Below are 22,387 nucleotides of genomic sequence, written 5' to 3'. Positions count from 1 at the left end.
CCCGCCTGCCCATGACCTATGACGTCGCCGTGATCGGCGCCGGTGCCGCCGGCCTGATGTGTGCCCTTACCGCCGGCTACGCCGGGCGGCGGGTGCTGGTGATCGATCATGCCAACAAGGCTGGCAAGAAGATCCTGATGTCGGGGGGCGGGCGCTGTAACTTCACCAACATGGCGACCTCGCCAGCGAACTTCTTTTCGGGCAATCCGCCTTTCTGCATCTCGGCGCTCAAGCGCTATCGGCCCGAGCACTTCGTCGAGCTGGTCGAGCGCCACGCCATCGAGTACGTCGAGAAGGCCCCCGGCCAGCTGTTTTGCGCCGACTCGGCCAAGCAGATCGTCGCCATGCTGCTCACCGAATGTGAGTGGGCCGGCGTCGAGGTGGCGCTCAAGACCTCGCTTACGCGGGTCGAGCGCTGCGGTGAGAGTATGCGCTTGCTTACCTCACAAGGACCTATCGATGTGGGGGCAGTCGTGGTGGCCTGCGGTGGCCTGTCGATTCCGACCATGGGCGCTAGCGGCTTCGGCTACGATCTCGCCCGCCAGTTCGGCCTGACGGTCACCGAGACGCGCCCGGCGCTGGTGCCCTTTACCCTGACCTCACAGTGGAAGGATCGCGCCAACGAGCTTGCCGGGGTGGCCTGCGAGGTGAGCGTTCACTGTCGCCGCGACGGCCAGCGCCATGGGCACTACCGCGAGCCGCTGCTGTTCACCCATCGTGGCCTGTCGGGGCCGGCGATGCTACAGATCTCCAGCTACTGGCAGCCCGGCGACGAGCTGGAAGTCGACCTGCTGCCGGGCCTCGACGTGGCACCGGCGCTGGCCGCGGCGCGGCGCGAGACACCGCGCCGCCAGCTGATGACCTGGCTGAGTGAGCACTTACCCCGGCGCCTGGCCACGGCGATTGGCGAGTGGTATGGCGAGTCGCCAACCCTGGCCGAACTCTCCAACGCTCAATTGGAAGCCTGGCAGCAGCGCCTGTCGGGATGGCGGGTAAAGCCCGCCGGCACCGAGGGTTGGCGCACCGCAGAGGTGACGATGGGCGGCGTCGATACCCGGGCGATCTCATCCAAGACCTTTGCCGTTAACGACATGCCGCAGCTGCGCTTCATTGGCGAGGTGCTCGACGTCACCGGCGAACTGGGCGGCTACAACTTCCAGTGGGCCTGGGCATCGGGGGTGGCCTGCGGGCAGTCGCTCTGAGGGTAATGAACGCTCAGCGGCGGAGCATCTTGAGCAGCCGCTGGGCGCGACGCAATAGCAGCACGCCGGCGATGCCGCGCTGGGCGAAGCGCACCAGGGCGTGGGGATGGCGTGCGCTGGCCAGCAGTGCCAGGCCGCCCAGGGCGTAGGTGGGAAGCTTGAAGCGCTGAAAGGTGCTGTCGATCTGCTGTGTTGCCCCGAGCCAGCGGCTCGACTCGACCATCAGGTCGACGCGCTGCTGCTCGATCTGCGTTTCCAGTGCAGCCTTGCGCTGGCGGCGCAGTTGGCGAGCAGAGGGGGACTTAGTCGTCACGCGAGGTCTCCATCAGCGCGCGGTCGGTAGCCAGGTGCCTGAGGGTACTCTTGAGCAGCGTCGGCCGCTTGGCCAGATGTACCACCCAGGCGCCGAGCGCCAGGCCGCCGCCGAGCAGCACCAATGCGCTGGCGGCGATCGCCAGCAGGCGATGGGTCTCCCAGAACAGCACTACCACGAATAGCGTCAGCACGGTCAGTCCCAGCATCACCATCAGCAGACTGATGCCCGCCAGCAGCAGCAGGGTGACCAGCCGCGCGCGCTCCTCCTCGAGCTCAACGACAGCGAGGCGCAGACGCGCCTCGCCGTTGCTGAGCAGGCTGGCAATCAGCCGCTTGGTGGCGCCGAACAGCCGCTCGGCCGGTCCTTGGCCGTGGCTCATCAGCGCCGCCCGATCAGCAGGCCAATGACCATCCCGGCGGCGGCGGCGATGCCGACGCTGGACCAGGGGTTTTCGTGGACATAATGATCGCAGGCATCGACCTGCTCGCGCACCGAGTCGCGGGCTTCGCCGTAGAGGCGCTCGCCGCGGGCTTCGAGACGGTCTCGGGTGTCGTGCAGACGCTTCTCGGCGCGCTCGCGGAGTTCCTTGATATTGCTGCGCGAGTCGTCGGCGGTGGCGTTGACCAGCTCTTCGATGGTCTGGGTCAGGTGATGTAGGTCAGCTTTGAGCTGCTCGGTACTGGCATCGGTGTTGGGTTTGCGGCTTGCCATCGGGGTCTTCCTTTGACGGTGAATGACGCCCTCAGCATAGCAGGTAGCCATGCGACTTCAATCAGCCCGTGGGCTGCGCTACAACTCCGGGCGCCCGGCAAACAGCGGGTTGAGGCTGAAGCCGACGCTGAGGCGGTGGTTGGAGTTGTCGTAGTCGATCATGCTCTCGCCGTAGCCGACGTAGTACTGCACATGGCCGCGGATGTTGCCGAACAGCGGCCAGGAGTAGTCGACCTGGGAGCCCAGGTTGCCGGCGCTGGGATTGCCGCGCACCAGCATGCTGGCCTCGTGGTCGTTAGCGAAGCGGCGTGCCACCTCGATGTCGCCGTAGCCCATATAGCGGTCGATATCGGGATTGTCGTCGTCGCCGTCGGATTCCGGGATTCGCCAGTGCGGGGTCACGGTGAGTGCCCAGTCACCGCGCTGGAAGGTGCTCTCGAGATAGATCCGGTTCCAGCTCCGTGACAGTTCGCTGGAGCGGCCGTTGGAGAGATGGTTGAAGGCCAGCCGGTTACGGGTGTTGGTCCAACCGAACAGTCGCGAATCGTTATCGAAGCTCAGGAAGGCCTCGGGCTCGTAGTTGGTCTCGCGAAAAGGTGACGAGGCCATGGAGTTGTAGGCTTGCCACCAGCTGCGCTGGGTATAGGCGAAATAGAGGTCGGCGCGGTCGCCGAACAGTCCCTCGGCCAGGTTGACCTTGGCGCTGAACTGGAACTTGACCTCGATATCGTCGACGCCGTTCTCCTCGCTGATCAAGCGGAAGTTGTCGGGATTCTGGCGCGCGTTATAGCTCACCGGCAGCAGGTAGTTGCGCCGGTAGGCGGTGATGGCCAGCGGGTTACGATCCGACTCTCGCTCCAGCTCACGCCGCTCCTGGGCCAGCTGCAGCGTCTCGGCGGTGGTCTGGTCGACCTCCGGCGCGGCTTGCTCGTCGGGGATCGTCTCGAGCTGCGACTGCAGCCTCTCTAGCTCCTGGTGGAGAGCATCGATGCGATTTTCGATCTCGGCACGCCGGGTATCGGCGTGGGCCCCTGCCGTGACGACCAGGCTGAGGATGGCCAGCGCGGCGCCTACAGTGGCAGTGGTGCGAAGCAGGGTCATGAACAAGTGCTCACAAGGGGATATGAGCCACCGTTCTACCACGCCCGGAGGGCAAGTCAACTGGTCTTGCATCGGAATGCAAAGAGATTGCCATGGCGACGCCTGGGACCCAAAATCGCCCCTTGGACCACCATCGGGTCCGTGGGGAGATTGCCGTGATCTGTCGTCGCCTTCGCGCCTTGCCTGTCGCCGTCCCCGTGTGGCTGGGCGGGCTTGTGCTGTTACTGCTGTGCTTACCATTGCCGGTCCTGGCGCAGGCCGAGTTGCCCGAGCTGGAGCAGCTCGAAGCGCGGCTGGCCGAGCTCGAGCCCGGCGAGGGCGAGACCTTGAGCCAGGCTCAGCAGCGCCAGCGCGATGCGCTGGAGGATGCCATCGATGCCCTGCAGCGCCTCGAGGACGTCGAGGAGCGCTTGGCCGCGCTCGACCGCCGTCTGCAGGAGGCTCCTGCCGAGCTGATGCGCCTGGAGCGCGAGCTGCAGGATGAGGAGCAGGCGGCGGGCGAGCTCTCCGCCGCGGATCTCGACGACCGGCCCTTGGCCGAACTCGAAGATCGCCAGCAGGAGGCGCTCGGCGAGCTGCAGCGCTTGCAGGACCGCGTGGCCGAGGTCAATGCTCAACTGCTGACCGCCCAGACCCTGCCCGAGCGGGCCCAGCAGGCCATCGCCGATGCCATGCAGCGTGCCGAACAGGCGCGCCGCGCCCAGGATGAGCTGGCCGGACGCGATATCCCCGACGACGACCCCCGAATGCTGGCGCTGCGCGCCGAGCGGCAGTTGGCCGAACGCGAGCAGCGCCTATACCAGCGTGAGCTGGGCTCGAATACTCGCCTGCGCGAGCTTGCCCAGCAGCGCCGTGAGCTGCTCACCGCCCAGACCGGTCATCAGGAGAGCCTGCTGCTACTGTTGCAGAGCGTGATCGACCGCCAGCGCCGCCTGGCCTCGGAGCAGGCCATCGCCGACGCCGCCCGCGACGACCCGCTGATCGCGGCAGGCCACCCGGTGCTGGAGCGTGCCCAACAGGTCAACCAGGACCTCAGCCTGGAGCTGCTGCGCGCCAATGATCGTCGTAATGCGCTGCTACGTGAGGCGATCACGGTGCGCAGTCAGCTCGACCAGGTCACTCAGCTGCAGCGTAGCCTCAACGAGCAGATCAGTGCGGTGCGCGGCAGCCTGCTGCTGGCACGGATCCTGCGCGAGCAGCGCCAGTCGCTGCCCCAGGTGGCGGCGCGCCGCGACCTGCAGGACGAGATCGCCGACCTGCGCCTGCGCCAGTTCGACCTGGGGCGCCAGCGCGACCTGCTGCGCCAGGGCGAGCGGCTGGCCAACCAGCGCCTGGAAGAGGCCGGCGTGGAGATCACCGAGGGCCTGGTGGATTCGCTGCAGCGGCTCTATCAGTCGCGCCGCGAACTGGTCGACCAGCTCGAGCAGACCTACGGCGAGTTGCTCAGCACCGGTATCGAACTGCAGCTCAATCAGCAGCAGCTGCTGGAGAGTGCCCAGGCGCTGCGCACCACCATCGATGAGCAGCTGTTCTGGGTGGCCAACAGCCGGCCACTGGACTGGCAGTGGCTGCGCCAGCTACCGTCCAACCTGGTGCTTGAATGGCACGAGGGCGAGTGGCGCGCAGGCTTGCCACAGCGCTGGCGGCTGCCGAGTCTCGAGGCGCTGCTGGGGTTACCCTTGCTGTTGATAGCAGCGGGGCTGCTGGCGGCGCGTCGCCGGCTGCGCGCGCGTCTGGCACTACTCAACGATCAGATCGGTCGATTGCGCAGCGACACCCAGGGCCACACGCCCCAGGCGGTGGCGCTGAACGCGCTGCTGGCCCTGCCCATGTCGCTGGGCCTGGCCGGGGTCGGCACTGGTCTGGTGGCCGGCGGCGAGGGGATCGCTGTCGCGCTGGGCCATGCCCTGTGGCATCTGGCGCTGGCCTGGGCGGTGATTGCCTGGTCACGGCGGCTGCTGGTCAAGGACGGCGTGGCGATGCGCCATTTCTACTGGCCGGCCGGCTATGTCGCGCGGCTGCGCTGGCTGCTGCTGTGGCTGGGCGTGGCGCTGGTGCCGGTGCTGATGGTCACGCCGCTGGTACGCGATACCGAGGTCACCCTGGCGACGCGTCCGCTGGCGCTGGCGCTACTGGTTGGTGGCCTGGTGGCGATGAGCGTGCTGTTGGCGCGCTTGATCCTGGCGCATGTCCCCTATTTCGGCGTTAAGCTGTTCCGCCTGCTGTTGGGGCTGACGCTGGCGCTGGTGCCGCTGTTGCTGGTGGGGCTGATCGTCGCCGGCTACGAGTACACCGCGCTGAGCCTGGTGGGCCGCTTCGTGATCACCCTCTACCTGTTGGGGCTATGGATCCTGGTCGAGGCGGCGGTGGTGCGTGGCCTGGCGGTGGCGGCACGCCGCCTGGCCTACCGGCGTGCGCTGATGCGCCGCCGAGCCCAGGTACAGGAGGGCGCCGAGGGCGGGCTCGAGGTGGTAGAAGAGCCACCGCTCGATATGCAGCAGGTCAATCAGCAGTCGCTACGGTTGTCCAAGCTGATCCTGCTGATCGGCTTTGCCGCGCTGTTCTATGTGGTCTGGGCTGACCTGCTGACGGTGCTCGGCTACCTCGACCAGGTGGCGATCTGGGAAGCTGCCGACGGCGACAGCGCTGAGTTGGTGACCAGTGCGGTGTCGGTATCGGACATCGTCACCGCGCTGCTGATCGTGGCGCTGACGCTGATGCTGGCCGGCAACCTGCCGGGCCTGCTGGAGGTGATGGTACTGTCACGTCTGACCCTCAAGCAGGGCAGCGCCTATGCGATCACCTCGCTGCTCTCCTACACCATCGTCGGCACCGGCCTGGTGATGTCGCTGGCCACCCTGGGGGTGGCCTGGAACCAGCTGCAGTGGCTGGTGGCGGCGCTGGGCGTGGGCCTGGGCTTTGGCCTGCAGGAAATCTTCGCCAACTTCATCTCGGGGCTGATCATCCTCTTCGAGCGGCCGGTGCGGATTGGCGACACCATCACCATCGGCAACCTCACCGGCACGGTCAGCAAGATCCGCATCCGCGCCACTACGGTGACCGACTTCGATCGCAAGGAGATCATCATCCCCAACAAGACCTTCGTCACCGACCAGCTGATCAACTGGTCGCTGTCCGACAGCGTCACCCGGGTGGTGCTCAACTACGGCGTCGCCTACGGTTCCGACCATCGCCTGGTGCATCGCTTGCTACGCCAGGCCGCCGACGAGAATCCGCGAGTGATGGCCGATCCCGAGCCGCAGGTGTTCTTCATGGACTATGGCGACAGCACCCTCAACTTCGAGCTGCGGATCTTCGTCAACTCCCTGGGCGACCGGCTGTATGCCACCGACGAAATCAACTGCCGGGTCGGCGAGCTGTTCGATGAGCATGGTATCGATATCGCCTTCAACCAGCTCGACGTCTGGCTGCACCGCAGCGGCGCGGCGCAGAAGGTGCAGAGCCTTGCCGGCGGGCAGGTCACTAACCCCGACTTCCCGCCGCCGGGGGCCACGGGCGATCCAGGGGATATCGACGTCGATGGCGGCGACGGCCGTTAGCCGGTGGTGGAACCGCAGGGTGGCGCCGTCGCAGTGGGCGCCTTCCTGGGGCTGGGGCGCGTCGCTCATGGGCTCTCTCCGGTGGCGTCATCGGCGGCATTCAGGCGGCTCAGGGTGCTGACCAGGCGGTGGCAGAGGGCATCGAGGCGCTGGCGCACGGCGTCTTCCTCCAGGTCGCCGTCCTCGCCGAAGGCCTGGGCGGCGCGGGGCAGGGCCAGGGGGTTGGGTAGCACCATCACCCCCAGGTTGCCGAGCAGCTGGCGGGTCAGGCCCAGGCTGCGCATGCCGCCCAGGGCCCCGGGGGAGGCCGCTACCACTGCCGCCACCTTGTCGGCGAACAGGGCCAGGCCGCTGCGCTCGCCATCGGGACGGGTCATCCAGTCCAGGGTGTTCTTGAGCAGCGGGGTGGGGAAGCCGTTGTACTCCGGCGAGGCGATCAGCAGCCCCTGGTGCTCGGCGAGCAGGGCCTGCAGGCGCCGGGCCTGGGCTGGTAGCCCCTCGGTGGCCTCCAGGTCGCCGTCATAGAGGGGCAGGGGGTAGTCCTTGAGGTCGATCCGGGTGACCCGGGCGCCGTGGCGCTCGAGGTGCTCGGCGGCGAGCCGGGCCAGGTGGGTGTTATGGGAGCCGCGCCGGGTACTGCCGGCGAAGACCAGGATGCGGGGGCTGTCGCTCATGGGGCCTCCTTGGCGGGGTCGAGAAGAGAATCAGGCTTTCCAGGGCAGCGGCGGGGCGGTCAGCCGCGGGCCGTCGAACTCGGGAATGGTGCCGAAGCGGGGGCTCTCGGCCTCCCAGTCGCGCTGGGCCTCGGCGATCTCGGCCTTGCTGTGGCCGACGAAGTTCCACCAGATCAGGATCTCCTCGCCCAGGGGCTCGCCGCCCACCAGCAGGACCCGGCCGCCGGCGGGCAGGGTCACCGTCACCTCGTCGCGGTCGCGGCCCAGGTAGGCCAGCTCATGGGTGGCGAAGGTCTCGCCCTCGATCGCCAGGTCGCCCTCCAGGGGCAGCAGGCCGTACTCGAAATCCGCGCGCAGCGGCAGGCGCAACGGGCCGCCCCGGGGGCTGGCCAGGTCGAGGGCCACCAGGGGAGAGAAGGTCAGGGTCGGGGCCCGGTGGCCGGCGAAGTCACCCACCAGCAGGGTCAGCTCGGTGCCTTCCTCTTGCCAGCGTGGCAGGGTCGGGTAGTGGTCGAAGCGCGGGTCGGTGGCGCGATCCGCCTCGGGCAGGGCGATCCATAGCTGGGCGGCGTGCAGGGTCGCCTCGCCGGGGAGTGACTCCTCGGTATGGCTGATGCCGCGGCCGGCGGTCATCAGGTTGACCTGGCCGGGGCGGATCACCTGGGCGGTGCCCAGGTTGTCGCGGTGGAGGATCTCGCCCTCGATCATCCAGGTGAAGGTCTGCAGGCCGATATGCGGATGGGGGCCGACCCTGAGGCCGGGGTCGTCTGCGGCGAAGTCGGCGGGACCGATATGATCGAGGAAGCACCAGGCGCCGATCAGCCGGCGCTGGCGGCGGGGCAGGGCACGGTTGACGGGGATGCCGCCCACCTCGGCGCTATGGGGCGTGACGTGCTGCACCTGGCGCTTGCCATCGACGACGGGGCAGTCGAGGGAGGTGGCGAGCTCGCGTTCGTTGACGAGATTGCTCATGGTTCGGGACTCCTGTGGGCAAAAGGAGAGAGGCTCGGCCTTCTAGCATAGGCCCTTCCAGCTGTTGGCAGGGAGCGAGCATTGCTGCGAGACCAATGACACGGCCAGGGCGCGGGATCCGCCCTGGCCGGTCGCTGCCTAGCCCAGCTGGCTCTGCTGGTTATAGCTTTGCATCAGGTTGGCATAGGCGGCCAGGTGGCCGGGCTGGTGGTCCACCATCAGCAGGGCCACGTCATCCTTGTCGAGTCGGTTGTAGGTAAAAGACATGATCGTGCTCCTTTCGCTGTCAGGGCCTGCCCGGCGACCATCGCCGGGCAGGGACGGGGGCATGAGTCGACTCAGGCGCCCCTCGGCTTGCCGAACTTCCCGGCGTGGAAGTCGGCAAAGGCTTGGTGGAGCTCGGCCTGGTGATTCATCACGAAGGGCCCCTGACCGGCCACCGGTTCATCAATGGGCTCGCCGCTCAGCAGCAGCAGCTTGGCGTCGTTGTTGGCCTCCAGGTGGAAGGCCTCGCCGCGGCGCTCGAAGGCCACCACGCTCTCGTCGCGGACGATGCGCTCGCCGTTGACCAGCAGCGTGCCCTCCAGCACCACCAGCAGGGTGGTATGCCCCTCGGGAACCTCGAGCTGGGCATCGCCGCCGGCCACCAGGCGCAGGTCCCAGACATTGATCGGGGTGAAGGTGCGCGCCGGGCCCGTTCGATCAAGATAGCGGCCCGCGACCACCCTGACCTGCCCGGCCTCATTCGGAAGGGCGATCCGCGGGATCTCGCCGTCGAGCAGGGGCTGGTAGGCCGGTGGGGCGGACTTGTCCCGGGCCGGCAGGTTGACCCACAGCTGCACCATCTCCAGCAGGCCGCCGGACTGGGCGAACTCAGGGGCGTGATACTCCTCGTGGACGATGCCGGCGCCGGCGGTCATCCACTGGACGTCGCCTTCGCCGATCCGGCCGCCATGTCCCGCCGAGTCGCGGTGCTCCAGTTCCCCCTGGTAGACCAGGGTCACGGTCTCGAAACCGCGGTGAGGGTGGGGGCCCACGCCCCGCGAGTGGCGGGTTGGCCCGAAGCGATGCGGGCCGGCATGGTCGAGCAGTAGGAAGGGGCTGAGATGCGCGGCGCCCAGGCGGTCGTAGCTGAGCAGCGAGCGCACCGGAAAGCCATCGCCGACCCAGTGGCCGTGGGGGGCACCGTATACGGCTTGAATCTTCTTCATAAGAGACTCCTGTCAGAGCGTGGGAAGTGTTTTTCCCGATAACAGGAAGCCTATTTCATGAACAAAGAAGCCACTAGATGGCTAAAATAACACTCAGTGTTTCAATAATAGGACAGTAGGATGCGGGATCTTAACGACCTCTACTACTTCGTGCAGGTGGTGGATCATGGCGGCTTCGCCCCGGCCGGGCGCGCCCTGGGCATTCCCAAGTCGAAGCTGAGCCGGCGAATCACTCAGCTCGAGGAGCGCCTCGCCACCCGCTTGATCCAGCGCTCCACTCGCCACTTCTCGGTCACCGAGCTGGGGCAAGCCTACTATCGCCACTGCCTGGCCATGCTGGTGGAGGCGGAGGCCGCCGAGGAGCTGATCCAGCGTCATCACGTTGAGCCCCAGGGCACGGTACGGCTAAGCTGCTCGCCCAGCGTGCTGCACTATCTGATCACGCCACTGCTGGTGCGCTTCATGGCGCAGTGCCCCAAGGTGGAGGTGCAGGTGGAGGCCACCAGCCGTCGCGTGGACGTGGTCAAGGAGGGCTTCGACCTGGCGATTCGGGTGCGTTTCCCGCCCCTGGAGGACAGCGACCTGACCATGAAGATGCTGGCGTCGAGCCCTCAGCGGCTGATGGCCGCTCCCGGTCTGTTCGATGACCGGCCGCGGCCGCGCAGCCCGGCGGACCTGGCCGAGTTGCCGAGCCTCGACTTCGAGCAGCATGACCATCGCCACTGTTGGGACCTGGTGGGGCCCGATGGCGCCAATGCGCAGATTCCCCACCACCCTCGCCTGGTCACCGATAGCGCCGAAACCCTGCATGCCGCGGCGCTCGAGGGACTCGGGGTGGTCAAGCTGGGACTACTGGTGGGTGCCCAGGATATCCGGGTGGGGCGGCTGGTAGATGTTCTGCCGGGGTGGGAACCCCGGGGCGGGATCCTGCATGCGGTCTTTCCCTCTCGGCGTGGGCTGTTGCCGGCGGTGCGGGCGCTGCTCGACTTTCTCGATGAGCGGATTGCCGAGGAGGACTTCGCCAGCCGGGAGGCGCTGATCAACCGGGCGGATGACGCCTGACGCTTATCGACGCGCGGCGTTATTCAGGTCGTCTGCGGTGCAGCCTGTCGCTCCGCGTGGAGCAGGAACTCGCGGTTGCCGTCGCCGCCGCGCAGCGGGCTCTCCTGCCAGTGGCGGATGTACAGGTCGTGGGCCGCGCAACAGTCGCGGATGCGCGCCTCGACCTCGGCGTAGCGCGCCGGCTCGCTGACGATGCCGCGGGCATTGACGCCGCCGCGGCCGACCTCGAACTGCGGCTTGACCAGGCTCAGCAGCTCGCCGCCCGGGGCCAGCAACGCGGTCAGCTGAGGCAGGATCAGCGTCTGCGAAATGAACGACACGTCCATTACCGCGCAGTCGAGGCCGGCCGGCGCCTGGGCGGCGAGGGCTGCGGCCAGACGCGCATCGCCGGCCATGGACCGGGCGTTGAGCCCCTCCAGGCAGGTCACCCGCGGGTCGTCGCGCAGCGCCGGGTCGAGCTGGCCGTGGCCCACCTCCACGCCGATCACATGGTGGGCGCCGTATTGCAGCGCGCAGTCGCTGAAGCCACCGGTGGACTGGCCCACATCCAGCACCACGCGTCCCTCCAGGCGCAGCCCCAGGCGGTCGAGTAGCGCCTCGAGCTTGAGGCCGGCGCGTGACACATAGCGCTCCTCGGGGTCGGCCTCGACCCGCAGGCGCACGTCGTCGGCCAGCTTCTCGCTGGGCTTGCTCAAGACCCGGCCGTCGTCCTCGAGGCTGACCCGGCCGTGCCGTATCAGGCGCTGGGCGCGGGTGCGTGTGCGGGCCAGACCCTGGCTGACGAGAAGCTGATCGAGACGCGGCATGGCGGTTTCCTGGGACGATATCGGCGTCGATTATAGCGCCACTGTCAACGTCTGGCGCCGAACGTGTAATACTGAGGATTCGTTAGCCGGTTAATTAAGGAGGGGGGGTGTCACATGCCTCGCTGAAGGCCCTGCTACGTGCGCTTGCGATCGGGGCGCTGGGCGGGCTGCTGTTCGCGCTGCTCAACCTGCCGCTGCCGTGGATGCTGGGCCCGCTGGTCGCGAATCTGCTCGCCTCCGGGCGTGGCATCGACGTGCGCGTGCCGGAGGGCCTGCGTGAGGCTTTCCTCGGCGTGATGGGGCTGGTGCTGGGCAGCCAGGTCACCCCGCAGCTGGCCGAGCGGCTGCTCGACTGGCCGCTGTCGGCGGCACTGCTGCTGATCGGGGTGGCGGCGTCCACGGCGGTGGCGGCGGCCTGGTACCGGCGCTGCGGCTTCGATCCGGTCAGCGCCTGGTTTGCCGCGGCCCCGGGAGCGATGCCGACCATGATCCTGCTCGGCGAGAAATGCGGTGGCGATCCGCAGCGGGTCGCGGTGGCTCAGTCGCTGCGCATCGTCCTGGTCATCCTGCTGCTGCCGCCGCTGTTCTGGGCCTTTGAGGGCGGCACAGCGGCGCAAGCGGCGGAGAGCCAGCCGGCGACCCATCTATGGATGCTGCTGGCGCTACCGCTGGTGATCCCGCTGGGCAACTGGCTGCGGCTGCCGAGTGCCTCGCTGCTGGCGCCACTGGCCTTCGCCGCGCTGCTCTCGGGCAGCGACCTGGCCAGCCTGCAGCTGCCGGAGTGGGGCATGAACGTGATGTTGTGGGGGCTGGGTAGCGCCATCGGCTGCAAGTTTCGCGGGCTGTCGCGGCGCCGCTTCGGCAAGTACCTGTGGCAGGCCGCCCTGGCGACGCTGCTGGCACTGCTGGTGCTGGGGGTGTTCGCCGAAGTCATCCATCGCCTGCTGGGGGTGCCGCGGGACGTGGCGCTGCTGGCCCTGGCGCCAGGTGGCATCGGTGAGATGGCGATACTCGCGGTGGCGCTCGACATCGACCCGGTGTTCGTCGCTTTTCACCATATCCTGCGCATGGTGGCACTGATGGTCGTGGCGCCGTTCTGGGCACGCTATCTGGCGCGGCGCTACCCGACGCCCGGCGCTGACACTGCCCGGCGGGCGGCAGCGCCGCCGCCGGGCAAGCGGTGATCAGGCGCCGTCGATCCCGGGACTGGCCTGCAGGTCGGTGGCCGGCACCCGGCCGGCGCCCCAGCTGCGGTGCACGTGGCCGATCACCCGGTCGAGCTCCTGCTGGGTGATGGTGGCCAGTTCGCCGCGCTCGAGCGGATCGAAATGGAAGATATACAGCCGCGAGGCGAGCTGCTCGAAGGGCAGCGAGGCCTCGCCGAAGCGTTCGCCTTGGCCGGCAGTGCTGACCTTGACGCCATCGCCCCAGTCCTGGCCGCTGTCGTTGTTGGGATTGTAGAAGTAGACACGCATCACGTCCTGGGGGTCGAGGTTGACGCGCAGCAGGGTGATGGCGTGCCAGCCGATGAAGCGTGCCGCGCTGTCGGTCACGGCGATACCCGCCGGCTGCGGGTGGATCAGTGGCTGGTTGCCGTTGTAGTAGGGGTGGTAAGCAGCATAGAAGTGACGCAGGAAGTCCTCGAGGTCTGCCAGTTGACCGGTTGCCACCTCGACGTTGATGCGAAAGCCGCGGCCCGACCACCAGCCGTGGAACTCGGGGTTGACCCAGCGGTGTGGGTCGCCGTCGCGGCCGATGCAGCGCCGCCCCATCTCGGCGTAGATGCGATCGAGGTGAGGTACCACCAACAGCGACACCGCATCCAGATCCATGGGCAGTTCGGTGGCAACCCCAGAGAGGCTCTCGCGGGACGAGATCGGCTGGCCCTCGAAGTGCATTATGATCTCGTCGTCACGCGCCGCCCAGGCGACCATCTGCAGCAGATAGTCAGGATCGTTGTAGGCCCACATCGACAGCGCGCGAGCCGACTGACAGGTGGGGTTGTTGCCCTGGCCCACGCCGAGGGGCAGCCCCAGCATGCACAGCACGCCCTCTAGCAGCCGCGCGCGCGGTGAGACCGCGTCGCCGTGGGCCATCTTCAGGCGCTGCTGCGACCACTCCGAAAGCGTTAATCCGAGCTGGCGCCACATGGCCGGTGCGACCGGCGGCTGATAGAGAATGCCGCGCTCGAGCAGCAGCGCCAGGCCGTAGATGGCCTGCGGCGTGGCCGGGTAGACGCCACCGCGGATCAGCGCATGGACCAGCTCGCGATAGCACATCAGGCAGTCGCGGCCGGTGGAGGAGAGCCCCAGCGCCTCGGCCAGCAGGTGGTCGCTATGCTCGAGCAGGTGGCGCATCAGTACGCTGTGGTAGGGCGAGACCAGGCCGGTGTCGTGCATGGCGCGGGCAAAGCCGCTGGCCTCGTACTGCAGGGCGGCCTGGTCCATGCTCTCCAGCCGCTGCCGGTAGATATCGATACCCGGATCTTCGCGGCATGCCTGGGTCGGTCCGAACAGCGAACTGACCAGGCGGTCTGCGCCCTGGCCGCTGGCCCCCAGGTCGATGGCCGGGTTGGCCTGGCAGATGGCGATCTGGGTGATCATCTGCTTGACCGGTTCGACCTGCAGGGGGCGCTGGCGCAGGATGCGCCATATTTCATCGATCAGCTGGTCGACGATATGTTCGTAACCGATGCGCTCGGCGAGGTGCTGAAACAGCAGGCGGGGCAACTGTGCCAGGCGCCCCTGGGTCTCGCGCTCGGCTTCGCTGGGTGCACCGAACAGCAGCCACAGGTTCAGCGCCATCACCTGGGTCAGGTAGTGGTGGGCCTGTTCGGCGGAGATCAGCGGGTGCTGGTAATCGCCCATGGCCACCGCCAGCAGGCGCAGTTCGCTGAGCGACTCGATGACCACGCTGTTGGGATCGGCGCTCTTCAGCGCGTAGGTGGTCAGCGAGGGCACCAGGTACTGCGGTGTTGCCCAGTCGGAGCCGACGAACACTCCAGCCGACTCCAGCGCCTCGGCGCGGGCTTCCACCGCGGCACAGCCGCCGGGCTGCATCATGACCCGGCGCGCCGTATCGAGCACCCGCCCCAGCTTGCCTGGCTTGGCGAACTCGCGGGCCGTATCGAGCAGCTGTATCGCTTCGTCCAGCTTGGCCAGCAGGCCGGTCAGCTTGTCCCCGTCGGTTGGGGGTTGTGTTGCACTGTTCGTATCAGGGTGCTCGCTCACACCGACTCCTTATCCCGGTTTCTGCCAGGGATTATACATAGAAGTCCAGACCCTCCTGGTGCTTGAGCAGGTCACGCAGCTGATGAGGATCCTCGCCCTTGAAGTAGATCAGCCCCCAGTGGGTGCCGAAGGCGGTACGCTTGGTCACCGTCTCTTCCATTGGCGGCGTCAGCTCGTGGGACTCGAAGTAGGGGTGGTCCTCGACCTCTTCGGGGATCTCCAGGCGGCTGACCACGCGGCGACGCGGGTAGACGCCGAAGCAGCCGGCATAGCCGTTGGCATCCTCGACCTCCCTGGGGAAGAATGCCTTGACCTCCTCGGTGCTGGCCTTGGGGTCGAACACCAGCATCGAGGCCTGATAGGCGTTGAAGCCGTAGACCCGCTCGAGCAGTTCGAAGACCTTGAAGCCCGGCGGGCGGTAGGCGACTTCGCCGAAGTACATCTCACCGTCGCTGGTGACGAAGTACTCGGGGTGGATCAGCCCGAACTCGATGTCGAAGGTCTTGATCAGTTTCTCGATCTGCGCGGTGATCTGGGGGCGATAGCGCTCCAGCTCCGGCGAGGCCGGGACGAACACCGAGTAGCCCAGGGTCACGTACTCGGAGATGTTGAGGAAGACGATCTTGCCGTTGTGGATCCAGGCCTCGACGGCGAACTCCCAGCCATCGAGGTGGGACTCCATGAGCACCGGGAACTCCTCGTCGGGGATCGAATCCACCTCGTCTGGGGTACGGATCACCCGGTGACCGAGGCAGCCGGCCTTGTCGAAGGCCTTGAGGTGGATCGGGTCGTTGGGGTCACCGTCGAGCTTGAGCAGGGTCTGGTTGACGCGCTTGAGGAAGCGCACCACATCTTCTTTGTCGTGGGCTTCCTCGAAGATACCCACGCGAATGCCGCCGAGCTGGGCACGGCGCTTCATCAGCGCCTTGTCGCGCAGCAGCAGCGACTGGCCATAAAGACGCGGGTTGTCGAGCAATACCGAGTTGATCGCCCCAGCCCACTCGACGGTCTCTTCATACAGCGGGATGGCCACGTCGACGCCCATCTCCTGCAGCGTTTCGGCGATCTCCATGGAACGGTCGTTCAGGCGCTCGAAGTTCCACGATAGGTAGGGTATATCGTGCTTCTCGCAATATTCCTCGGCCCAGTCCGGGGCCACTACCACGTAACGGCGGTCGAAGTTTTCGGCGGCTTCTACCGCACTCAAGCTCCAGCCCAGAAGCGCGATATAGCCCTTGTTGGGATCCTTGGTCATGGTAGTGCCTCCGTTGGAAATTGGTTGAACATGACTCTATACGCTACACCTTGTGACACGAACTTGATAGCCAGCGGGCCTGCCAAGCGGCATGGAGACGTGAGGCTAGGACGCAGGTGGCGGGCAAGGGCAGCGTGCAAGACGATGCGGTTGCGAGGCCGTGGGGGCGCTGTTATAGTGCGCCTCGCTCGGCCCGATGACGTAACCATTCGCTGTAAATGTCACGTCGGACGTCGAACGTTATGGTGGCCCTCGTCGGTCCTCCCGCAACGCTAAACTGCGAACCCCGCCAGGCCCGGAAGGGAGCAACGGTAGTGGTGGCTGCGTGTGCCGGGATGTGGCTGTCGGGGGCCACCTCCATTCTGGGTGGTCGGTTCCGGCTGCCTGGCGCTGTCGCTTTCCCCTGCGAGTCCCAGCCGCTAGAATGAATGCCCTGTCATGACAGCGCTTGCCGGCCTCGGCTAGGCGCCATCTTCGTCGTGAACCCGGCCGCAAGGATTCTGCCCGCAATGAGCTATCAGGTACTGGCCCGCAAGTGGCGCCCGCGCACCTTCCACGAGCTGGTCGGCCAGGACCATGTGCAGCGCGCGCTGGTCAACGCCCTCGACCAGGGGCGCCTGCACCACGCCTATTTGTTTACCGGTACCCGCGGCGTGGGCAAGACCACTCTGGCGCGGATTCTCGCCAAGTGCCTCAACTGTACCGCCGGCGGCCACGACGACAGCGCCGTGACCTCGACCCCCTGTGGCCAGTGCGAGAGCTGCCGCGCCATCGACGAGGGGCGTTTCGTCGACCTGATCGAAGTCGATGCCGCCTCGCGGACCAAGGTCGAAGACACCCGCGAACTGCTCGATAACGTGCAGTACGCGCCGACCCAGGGCCGCTTCAAGGTGTACCTCATCGATGAGGTGCACATGCTCTCGACCCACAGCTTCAATGCGCTGCTCAAGACCCTCGAAGAGCCGCCGCCCCACGTCAAGTTCCTGCTCGCCACCACCGATCCGCAGAAGCTGCCGGTCACGGTGCTGTCGCGCTGCCTGCAGTTCACCCTCAAGAACATGCCGCCGGAGCGCATCGTCGAGCACCTCGGCAAGGTGCTGGGTGCCGAAGGTGTGGCGTTCGACGAGTCAGCGCTGTGGTTGCTGGGGCGTGCCGCCGACGGCTCGATGCGCGACGCCATGAGCCTTACCGACCAGGCCATTGCCTTCGGCCAGGGCTCAGTGCACCAGGTCGACGTGGCGGCCATGCTCGGCACCCTCGACCACCGCCATCTGCTGGCACTGGTCGAGGCGCTGGCCGAAGTCGACGCCGCCCGGGTGCTCAGCGAGGTGGCGGCCCTCGCCGAGCAGGGCCCCGATTTCGCCGGCGTGCTCGACGACCTGCTCGGCACCCTGCACCGCCTGGCGGTGGCGCAAATGGTCCCCGACGCCCTCGACAACGGCCACGGCGACCGCGAGTCGCTGCTGGCCCTGGCGGCACGCTTTACCGCCGAAGACGTGCAGCTCTACTACCAGATCGGCCTGCAGGGCCGCGGCGACATGGACCACGCGCCGGATGCCCGCACCGCGCTGGAGATGACCCTGCTGCGTATGCTGGCCTTCCGCCCCCAGGGCGTGCCCAAGCCGGCCAGCACACCGCTGCCGATCAGTGGCACGGCGCCGCAGCAGGGCAAGCCTGCTCCCCAGCAGGCGCCGCCTGCCGCTGCCGAATCGTCGCCCCCGGCGCCCAGCGCGTCGGAGGCGCCGCCGCCGTCACCAGGCGCGGCCGAGCCCAGGCCCGACGCTGACACAGCCGCTGCCTCCGCGTCGCCGAGCGTGGAGCCGCCGCCGTGGGAGATGCCGAGCGAACCCCCTGCCCAGCCTGCGGCAGCAGCGATGCATGAGGCGGTTGAGCCGCATGCTGCAGCGCCTGCCGAGCAGGCCGCAGCCGAGCAAGACGCGCCGGTCGCCGATGAGGCGATACCCGCAGCGGCGCCGGCCGAGCAGGTGACGGCCGCGCAGGACGCGTCGCTTGCCGAGCAGGTCGAGCCCGCGGCGCAGAGCGCCGAGCCCGGCCCCGCGGCCGAGCATCGCGGCACCTTCGACCACGCCACCTGGCTGGCGCGTTTCGACGACCTGGGACTGGGTGGGCTGACGCGCAACCTTGCCGCCCACTGCCTGGTCGAACATGACGACGGCCAGCGCCTGCAGCTGCGGCTCGACCCCAGCCAGGCGGCGATGAATGCCGAGGTCCACGTCGAGCGGGTCGAGAAGGCGCTGCTCGGGCTGGGGGTTTCGCGCAAGGTCAGCATCGAGCCCGGCGAGCTGCCCGCCGATATCGAGACGCCGCGGGCGCTGGCCGACCGCCTCAATGCCGAGCGCCATGCCGCCGCAGTCAAGTCGCTGGAGGCAGACCCCCACGTACAGGAACTCCGCGAGGCCTTCGGTGCCCGATTGCTGGAAGCCTCGGTATCCCCACAGCAGCGCAGCGGCGAGGCCGCGCGCTGATCACTTCGATCCAGGAGCATGAGCCATGATGAAGGGCGGAATGGGTAACCTGATGAAGCAGGCCCAGGAAATGCAGGAAAAGATGCAGCGCATGCAGGAAGAGGCGCAGAAGGCCGAAGTCAGCGGCGAGGCCGGTGCCGGCATGGTCAAGGTGACCATGAACGGGCGTCACGATGTCAGCAAGGTGGACATCGACCCCAGCGTGCTGGAAGAGGACAAGGAGCTGCTCGAGGACCTGCTGGCGGCTGCGGTCAATGACGCGGTGCGCAAGGTCGAGGAGAACACCCAGGCGCGGATGGAGGAGGCCACTGCCGGCATGAACCTGCCGCCGGGCTTCAAGATGCCGTTTTAATGAGCTTTTCTCCGCTCGTTGATCGTCTGCTCGAGGCGCTGCGGGTGCTGCCCGGGGTCGGGCCCAAGAGCGCCCAGCGCATGGCGCTGTATCTGCTCGAACGCGATCGCGAGGGTGGCCAGCGCCTCGCCGCGGTGCTCGCCCAAGCCCTCGATGAGGTCGGCTACTGCCAGCGCTGCCGCACGCTGACCGAAGAGACGCTGTGCGGGCTGTGCCGCAGCCCGCGCCGCGACGACAGCATCCTGTGCGTGGTCGAGTCGCCGGCCGATATGCTGGCCATCGAGGACGCCGGTGGCTATCAGGGCCAGTACTTCGTGCTCCACGGCCATCTGTCGCCGCTGGACGGCATTGGCCCCGAGGATATCGGCCTCGACCAGCTCGAGGCGCGTATCGACGCCGAGGCGGTCAGCGAAGTGATCCTGGCCACCAACCCTACCGTCGAGGGTGAGGCCACCGCCCACTACATCGCCGCGCAGCTCGCCGACCGCGACCTGCGGCTGTCGCGCCTCGCTTACGGCGTGCCGATGGGTGGCGAGCTGGAGTACGTCGACGGCGGCACCCTCAGCCGCGCCTTCAACGGCCGCCTGCCATTTCAAAGTGAATGAGCCGCGCCGCGGCCAGGACACCTCCTTGACGATGCCTAATTATGCCTAATACCGCCCCCGGGCTTGCCACTCCCGATATTCGCTGGGTCGACACCCCGGCGGCGCTGGATGCCGCCTGTGCCGATCTGGCCAGCGCCGAGACCCTGGCGCTGGACACCGAGTTCTTCCGCGAGTCGTCCTTTCATCCGGTGCCGGCGCTGGTCCAGCTTACCGCCGGTGGGGCGGTCTACCTGATCGATCCCCAGGCCCTCGAGGCCAGTGCGGCGCTGCGCGATCTGCTGGGCGGCGGGCCGCTCAAGCTGCTGCATGCCAGCAGCGAAGACCTCGAGGTGCTGCGCAATTGGGCGGATGTACTGGTGGCCCCGCTGGTCGATACCCAGGTCGCGCAGGGGCTGCTGGGCGAAGATCCGGCGATGGGTTACCAGCGCCTGGTCGAGCACTGGACCGGCGAGACCCTGCCCAAGGAGGAGACCCGTTCCGACTGGCTCGAGCGGCCGCTGTCCGAGGCCCAGTGCCGCTATGCCGCCCTCGACGTGGTCTATCTGCTCGAGGTATGGAAGCAGCAGCGGGCGCGGCTGGTCGAGCTCGAGCGGCTGGCCTGGCTGCACGCCGACTGCGCCGAACTGCTGGCCCAAGCCGGACGCAGCGGCGATGCCGACGGCCAGTGGTACCTGCGTCAGCGCCAGCTATGGCGCCTGACTCCGCGCCAGATCGAGGCCTATCGGCGCCTGACCATCTGGCGTGAAGGCGAAGCGCGGCGGCGCAATCTGCCGCGCGGCTGGCTGGTCAACGACAAGCTGCTCTACGCCATCGCCGAGGCGCTGCCGCAGCATCGCCAGGCGCTAGCCGCCATCGAAGGCATCAAGCCGACGCTGGTCAAGCGCGAGGGCGACACCCTGCTGGCGCTGGTCGGCGAGGCGCGACGGGTCGAGGAGGGGCAGCTGCCCGAGGCACTGCCCTCGCCGCTGGCCGGCGCCTTCAAGAAGCGCTTCAAGGCCCTCAAGCAGGTGGTGGCCGCCGAGGCTGAGGCGCTGGGGGTGGCCCCGGAAGTACTGCTCAGGCGCCGCGACCTGGAAGCGATGGTCGCCGCCGACCTGCAGGGGCGCAGCCTGCCGCTGCCGGGCGGTTGGCGCGGCGAGCGGCTCTCGGCTGGGCTGTCGGCGGCGCTGTCGCAGGGAGATGAGGGATGAGTGCCGACAAACTGATATGCGAGATATACAAGAGCTCGCGCAAGGACGAACTGTATCTCTACGTCGACAAGCGTCAGGGGCTCGCCGAGGTGCCGGAGCAGCTACTCGAGCATTTCGGCACGCCGCTGCCGGTGACCACCATGCTGCTCACCGCCGGCAAGCGCCTGGCACGCGCCGAGGCCAGTGAGGTCATGGCGCAGATCGCCGAGAAGGGGTTCTACCTGCAGATGCCCCCGGCCAAGGAGCCGTACCTGCTCGATCTCTACCGTACGCCGACGCAATCACGCTATTGAGCGCCGCTGGCGCCGGGGGAGTATGGAGATGCGCGAACTGTTCTGGGAGCGCTACCGTCTCGACGAGCTGACCGACGAGGAGTGGGAGGCGCTGTGCGACGGCTGCGGCCAGTGCTGCCTGCTCAAGTTCCAGGACGAGGACAGCGGCGACCTGGCGGTACTCAACGTTGCCTGTGAGCTGCTCGATATCGGCAGCTGCCGCTGTGGCGACTACGCCAATCGCTTCGAACGGGTGCCCGACTGCACCCAGCTCACCCCGGCGCGGATCGACGAATTCCGCTGGCTGCCGGGCTCCTGTGCCTATCGCCGCCTGGCCGAGGGGCGCAGCCTGGCGCGCTGGCACCCGTTGATCAGCGGTGACGGCCGCCGCATGCATCGCAAGGGCATCAGCGTGGCCAGCTTTGCGGTCTCCCAGCGTGACGTGCCCGAGGCCGATTACGACGAGCATATCATCGCTATCCTGCCCATCGACGGTTAGCGCCCGCCAGCCGTTTCTACCAGCCGGACCACCTCTTTTCAGCCGCCGGGGCTGAGCGAATTGGTACGCCACAATCAGGCAGCTTTCTGATTGTGGTGGCCTGGCATGCCAGCGATGCTTATCAGTGTATGTAACAGCGTGTTGCTGGGCGCCTGGGCGCGCCGGCGATGGGGATCTGCACGGGGGGTTGAGCATGAAACGCTATCGGGGGATAGGCCTGTCGCTGGTGTGCCTGATGCTGGCGGCACCGGCTGCATGGTCGCAGTCGAACAGTTGGGGTGAGGTTGCAGGACCCGGCGAGCTTGACTCGCTGGATGATGAGGCGCTGTTGGAGATGATCGACGATCTGCCACCTACTGCCGCGGGCGGGGGCGGGGGCGGTGGCTGCGGTGCCGGCGGCGGCGAAGAGGGCGGCGGCTGTGGAGGTGGCTTCCTGTTCAGCGTCAATACCAGTGCCGACGCCGTTGCCCCCACGCCTGCACCGGTGGCAGAGCCGGTGGATACCGGCAATCCGTCCACGCCGAGCAATGGCGGCCCGGGTGGCGGCAACAGTGGCGGTAATGGCGGCGGCGGTAACGGCGGCGCGGGCGGTGGCAATGGCGGCGGTGCTGGAGGTGGCAATGCCGGCGGCGGCTCAGGCGGCGGTGGCAACGGTGGTTCGGGTGGCGGTAGCGGCGGTGGCGCAGGCGGAGGTAACGGCGGTGGTTCGGGTGGCGGTAGTGCCGGCGGCGGCTCGGGCGGCGGTAGCAACGGTGGCTCGGGTGGCGGTAGTGCCGGTGGCGGCTCGGGCGGTGGTGCCAACGGTGGCAGCGGCGGCAATGGCGGTGGCGGTTCAGGCGGTGGTGCCAATGGTGGCAGCGGCGGCGATAGCTGAGATATGGCC

The 22,387-nt window shown here is 67.7% G+C and carries 22 protein-coding genes and 1 other RNA gene; 12 read left to right on the top strand and 11 right to left on the bottom strand.

The genetic code is table 11. From position 1 onward, the window contains the following. The first annotated feature begins 11 nt into the window (after positions 1 to 11). A complete protein-coding gene (locus CK498_RS04390; RefSeq protein ID WP_095619662.1) occupies positions 12 to 1,202 on the top strand; it encodes a BaiN/RdsA family NAD(P)/FAD-dependent oxidoreductase in 1,191 nt (396 codons plus the stop codon). A 13-nt stretch (positions 1,203 to 1,215) separates the two neighbouring features. Here CK498_RS04390 and CK498_RS04385 read toward each other — a convergent pair whose 3' ends face one another. From CK498_RS04385 to CK498_RS04370, 4 genes are all read right to left on the bottom strand, one after another. After that, a complete protein-coding gene (locus tag CK498_RS04385; protein ID WP_095619661.1) occupies positions 1,216 to 1,515 on the bottom strand; it encodes a YqjK family protein in 300 nt (99 codons plus the stop codon). Beyond that, positions 1,505 to 1,897: a phage holin family protein gene (locus tag CK498_RS04380; RefSeq protein WP_095619660.1), complete on the bottom strand. Its 393-nt coding sequence runs from the start codon at positions 1,895 to 1,897 to the stop codon at positions 1,505 to 1,507. The genes CK498_RS04385 and CK498_RS04380 overlap by 11 nt, the downstream gene beginning before the upstream one ends. Further along, positions 1,897 to 2,229: a DUF883 family protein gene (locus CK498_RS04375; protein ID WP_095619659.1), complete on the bottom strand. Its 333-nt coding sequence runs from the start codon at positions 2,227 to 2,229 to the stop codon at positions 1,897 to 1,899. The genes CK498_RS04380 and CK498_RS04375 overlap by 1 nt, the downstream gene beginning before the upstream one ends. A gap of 78 nt (positions 2,230 to 2,307) precedes the next feature. Beyond that, a complete protein-coding gene (locus CK498_RS04370) occupies positions 2,308 to 3,330 on the bottom strand; it encodes a phospholipase A (RefSeq protein ID WP_095619658.1) in 1,023 nt (340 codons plus the stop codon). Between the two features lie 155 nt (positions 3,331 to 3,485). Here CK498_RS04370 and mscK point away from each other — a divergent pair, with 155 nt between their 5' ends. After that, the gene (gene mscK, locus CK498_RS04365; protein ID WP_407645832.1) at positions 3,486 to 6,890 is read left to right on the top strand and encodes a mechanosensitive channel MscK; all 3,405 of its coding nucleotides are present in this window, start codon (positions 3,486 to 3,488) and stop codon (positions 6,888 to 6,890) included. Positions 6,891 to 6,955: 65 nt separating this feature from the next. Here mscK and CK498_RS04360 read toward each other — a convergent pair whose 3' ends face one another. From CK498_RS04360 to CK498_RS04350, 4 genes are all read right to left on the bottom strand, one after another. Continuing rightward, positions 6,956 to 7,564, bottom strand: coding sequence for an NADPH-dependent FMN reductase (locus CK498_RS04360; protein ID WP_095619656.1), 609 nt, complete (start codon positions 7,562 to 7,564; stop codon positions 6,956 to 6,958). A 30-nt stretch (positions 7,565 to 7,594) separates the two neighbouring features. Next, on the bottom strand, positions 7,595 to 8,536 hold the full coding sequence (locus CK498_RS04355; RefSeq protein ID WP_095619655.1) for a pirin family protein: 942 nt from the start codon (positions 8,534 to 8,536) through the stop codon (positions 7,595 to 7,597). 138 nt (positions 8,537 to 8,674) lie between these two features. Then, a complete protein-coding gene (locus CK498_RS26680) occupies positions 8,675 to 8,803 on the bottom strand; it encodes a hypothetical protein (protein WP_267873733.1) in 129 nt (42 codons plus the stop codon). A 71-nt stretch (positions 8,804 to 8,874) separates the two neighbouring features. After that, positions 8,875 to 9,747, bottom strand: coding sequence for a pirin family protein (locus CK498_RS04350; RefSeq protein WP_095619654.1), 873 nt, complete (start codon positions 9,745 to 9,747; stop codon positions 8,875 to 8,877). A gap of 120 nt (positions 9,748 to 9,867) precedes the next feature. Here CK498_RS04350 and CK498_RS04345 point away from each other — a divergent pair, with 120 nt between their 5' ends. Further along, entirely contained in the window at positions 9,868 to 10,809 is a 942-nt protein-coding gene (locus CK498_RS04345; protein WP_095619653.1) for a LysR substrate-binding domain-containing protein, read from the top strand. Positions 10,810 to 10,832: 23 nt separating this feature from the next. On the opposite strand, the gene CK498_RS04340 is transcribed toward CK498_RS04345, so the two are convergent. Continuing rightward, positions 10,833 to 11,615, bottom strand: a complete 783-nt coding sequence (locus tag CK498_RS04340; RefSeq protein WP_095619652.1) for a TlyA family RNA methyltransferase — start codon at positions 11,613 to 11,615, stop codon at positions 10,833 to 10,835. 107 nt (positions 11,616 to 11,722) lie between these two features. On the opposite strand from CK498_RS04340, the gene CK498_RS04335 reads away from it, so the two are divergent. Continuing rightward, positions 11,723 to 12,799 (top strand): AbrB family transcriptional regulator, encoded by a 1,077-nt coding sequence (locus CK498_RS04335; RefSeq protein ID WP_095619651.1) that lies wholly within the window; start codon positions 11,723 to 11,725, stop codon positions 12,797 to 12,799. On the opposite strand, the gene CK498_RS04330 is transcribed toward CK498_RS04335, so the two are convergent. Further along, positions 12,800 to 14,845, bottom strand: coding sequence for a hypothetical protein (locus CK498_RS04330; protein ID WP_095619650.1), 2,046 nt, complete (start codon positions 14,843 to 14,845; stop codon positions 12,800 to 12,802). It abuts the gene before it with no gap. 31 nt (positions 14,846 to 14,876) lie between these two features. Then, complete coding sequence (locus CK498_RS04325) at positions 14,877 to 16,100, bottom strand: ATP-grasp domain-containing protein (RefSeq protein WP_095619649.1); 1,224 nt, start codon at positions 16,098 to 16,100, stop codon at positions 14,877 to 14,879. A 253-nt stretch (positions 16,101 to 16,353) separates the two neighbouring features. On the opposite strand from CK498_RS04325, the gene ffs reads away from it, so the two are divergent. From ffs to CK498_RS26115, 8 genes are all read left to right on the top strand, one after another. Beyond that, an RNA gene (gene ffs, locus CK498_RS04320) (signal recognition particle sRNA small type) lies at positions 16,354 to 16,450 on the top strand. Between the two features lie 159 nt (positions 16,451 to 16,609). Further along, positions 16,610 to 18,586, top strand: coding sequence for a DNA polymerase III subunit gamma/tau (dnaX, locus tag CK498_RS04315; protein ID WP_095619648.1), 1,977 nt, complete (start codon positions 16,610 to 16,612; stop codon positions 18,584 to 18,586). Positions 18,587 to 18,611: 25 nt separating this feature from the next. Then, positions 18,612 to 18,938: a YbaB/EbfC family nucleoid-associated protein gene (locus CK498_RS04310; protein ID WP_095619647.1), complete on the top strand. Its 327-nt coding sequence runs from the start codon at positions 18,612 to 18,614 to the stop codon at positions 18,936 to 18,938. Further along, positions 18,938 to 19,543, top strand: coding sequence for a recombination mediator RecR (gene recR, locus CK498_RS04305; protein WP_095619646.1), 606 nt, complete (start codon positions 18,938 to 18,940; stop codon positions 19,541 to 19,543). The genes CK498_RS04310 and recR overlap by 1 nt, the downstream gene beginning before the upstream one ends. Before the next feature lie 41 nt (positions 19,544 to 19,584). Beyond that, the gene (gene rnd / locus CK498_RS04300; protein WP_095619645.1) at positions 19,585 to 20,733 is read left to right on the top strand and encodes a ribonuclease D; all 1,149 of its coding nucleotides are present in this window, start codon (positions 19,585 to 19,587) and stop codon (positions 20,731 to 20,733) included. Continuing rightward, the gene (locus tag CK498_RS04295) at positions 20,730 to 21,026 is read left to right on the top strand and encodes a YcgL domain-containing protein (protein ID WP_095619644.1); all 297 of its coding nucleotides are present in this window, start codon (positions 20,730 to 20,732) and stop codon (positions 21,024 to 21,026) included. The genes rnd and CK498_RS04295 overlap by 4 nt, the downstream gene beginning before the upstream one ends. A gap of 28 nt (positions 21,027 to 21,054) precedes the next feature. Beyond that, the gene (locus CK498_RS04290) at positions 21,055 to 21,504 is read left to right on the top strand and encodes a YcgN family cysteine cluster protein (RefSeq protein WP_407645831.1); all 450 of its coding nucleotides are present in this window, start codon (positions 21,055 to 21,057) and stop codon (positions 21,502 to 21,504) included. A 193-nt stretch (positions 21,505 to 21,697) separates the two neighbouring features. Beyond that, the gene (locus tag CK498_RS26115; RefSeq protein WP_176475716.1) at positions 21,698 to 22,378 is read left to right on the top strand and encodes a hypothetical protein; all 681 of its coding nucleotides are present in this window, start codon (positions 21,698 to 21,700) and stop codon (positions 22,376 to 22,378) included. Positions 22,379 to 22,387 lie beyond the last annotated feature (9 nt).

This window comes from Halomonas salipaludis (assembly GCF_002286975.1).
In the GTDB taxonomy this organism is placed as follows: domain Bacteria; phylum Pseudomonadota; class Gammaproteobacteria; order Pseudomonadales; family Halomonadaceae; genus Franzmannia; species Franzmannia salipaludis.
The sequence above is the reverse complement of the archived record's forward strand: the minus strand, read 5'-3'. Positions and strand labels throughout refer to the sequence as shown.

Coding starts and splice junctions, on each gene's coding strand:
- CK498_RS04295 (WP_095619644.1), top strand. CDS start 20,730: ATGAGTGCCGACAAACTGATATGCGAGATATACAAGAGCTCGCGCAAG.
- CK498_RS04390 (WP_095619662.1), top strand. CDS start 12: ATGACCTATGACGTCGCCGTGATCGGCGCCGGTGCCGCCGGCCTGATG.
- CK498_RS04345 (WP_095619653.1), top strand. CDS start 9,868: ATGCGGGATCTTAACGACCTCTACTACTTCGTGCAGGTGGTGGATCAT.
- CK498_RS04375 (WP_095619659.1), bottom strand. CDS start 2,229: ATGGCAAGCCGCAAACCCAACACCGATGCCAGTACCGAGCAGCTCAAA.
- CK498_RS04340 (WP_095619652.1), bottom strand. CDS start 11,615: ATGCCGCGTCTCGATCAGCTTCTCGTCAGCCAGGGTCTGGCCCGCACA.
- CK498_RS04355 (WP_095619655.1), bottom strand. CDS start 8,536: ATGAGCAATCTCGTCAACGAACGCGAGCTCGCCACCTCCCTCGACTGC.
- CK498_RS04370 (WP_095619658.1), bottom strand. CDS start 3,330: ATGACCCTGCTTCGCACCACTGCCACTGTAGGCGCCGCGCTGGCCATC.
- CK498_RS04380 (WP_095619660.1), bottom strand. CDS start 1,897: ATGAGCCACGGCCAAGGACCGGCCGAGCGGCTGTTCGGCGCCACCAAG.
- CK498_RS04360 (WP_095619656.1), bottom strand. CDS start 7,564: ATGAGCGACAGCCCCCGCATCCTGGTCTTCGCCGGCAGTACCCGGCGC.
- CK498_RS04290 (WP_407645831.1), top strand. CDS start 21,055: ATGCGCGAACTGTTCTGGGAGCGCTACCGTCTCGACGAGCTGACCGAC.
- CK498_RS04350 (WP_095619654.1), bottom strand. CDS start 9,747: ATGAAGAAGATTCAAGCCGTATACGGTGCCCCCCACGGCCACTGGGTC.
- CK498_RS26680 (WP_267873733.1), bottom strand. CDS start 8,803: ATGTCTTTTACCTACAACCGACTCGACAAGGATGACGTGGCCCTGCTG.
- CK498_RS04310 (WP_095619647.1), top strand. CDS start 18,612: ATGATGAAGGGCGGAATGGGTAACCTGATGAAGCAGGCCCAGGAAATG.
- dnaX (WP_095619648.1), top strand. CDS start 16,610: ATGAGCTATCAGGTACTGGCCCGCAAGTGGCGCCCGCGCACCTTCCAC.
- recR (WP_095619646.1), top strand. CDS start 18,938: ATGAGCTTTTCTCCGCTCGTTGATCGTCTGCTCGAGGCGCTGCGGGTG.
- CK498_RS04325 (WP_095619649.1), bottom strand. CDS start 16,100: ATGACCAAGGATCCCAACAAGGGCTATATCGCGCTTCTGGGCTGGAGC.
- CK498_RS26115 (WP_176475716.1), top strand. CDS start 21,698: ATGAAACGCTATCGGGGGATAGGCCTGTCGCTGGTGTGCCTGATGCTG.
- rnd (WP_095619645.1), top strand. CDS start 19,585: ATGCCTAATACCGCCCCCGGGCTTGCCACTCCCGATATTCGCTGGGTC.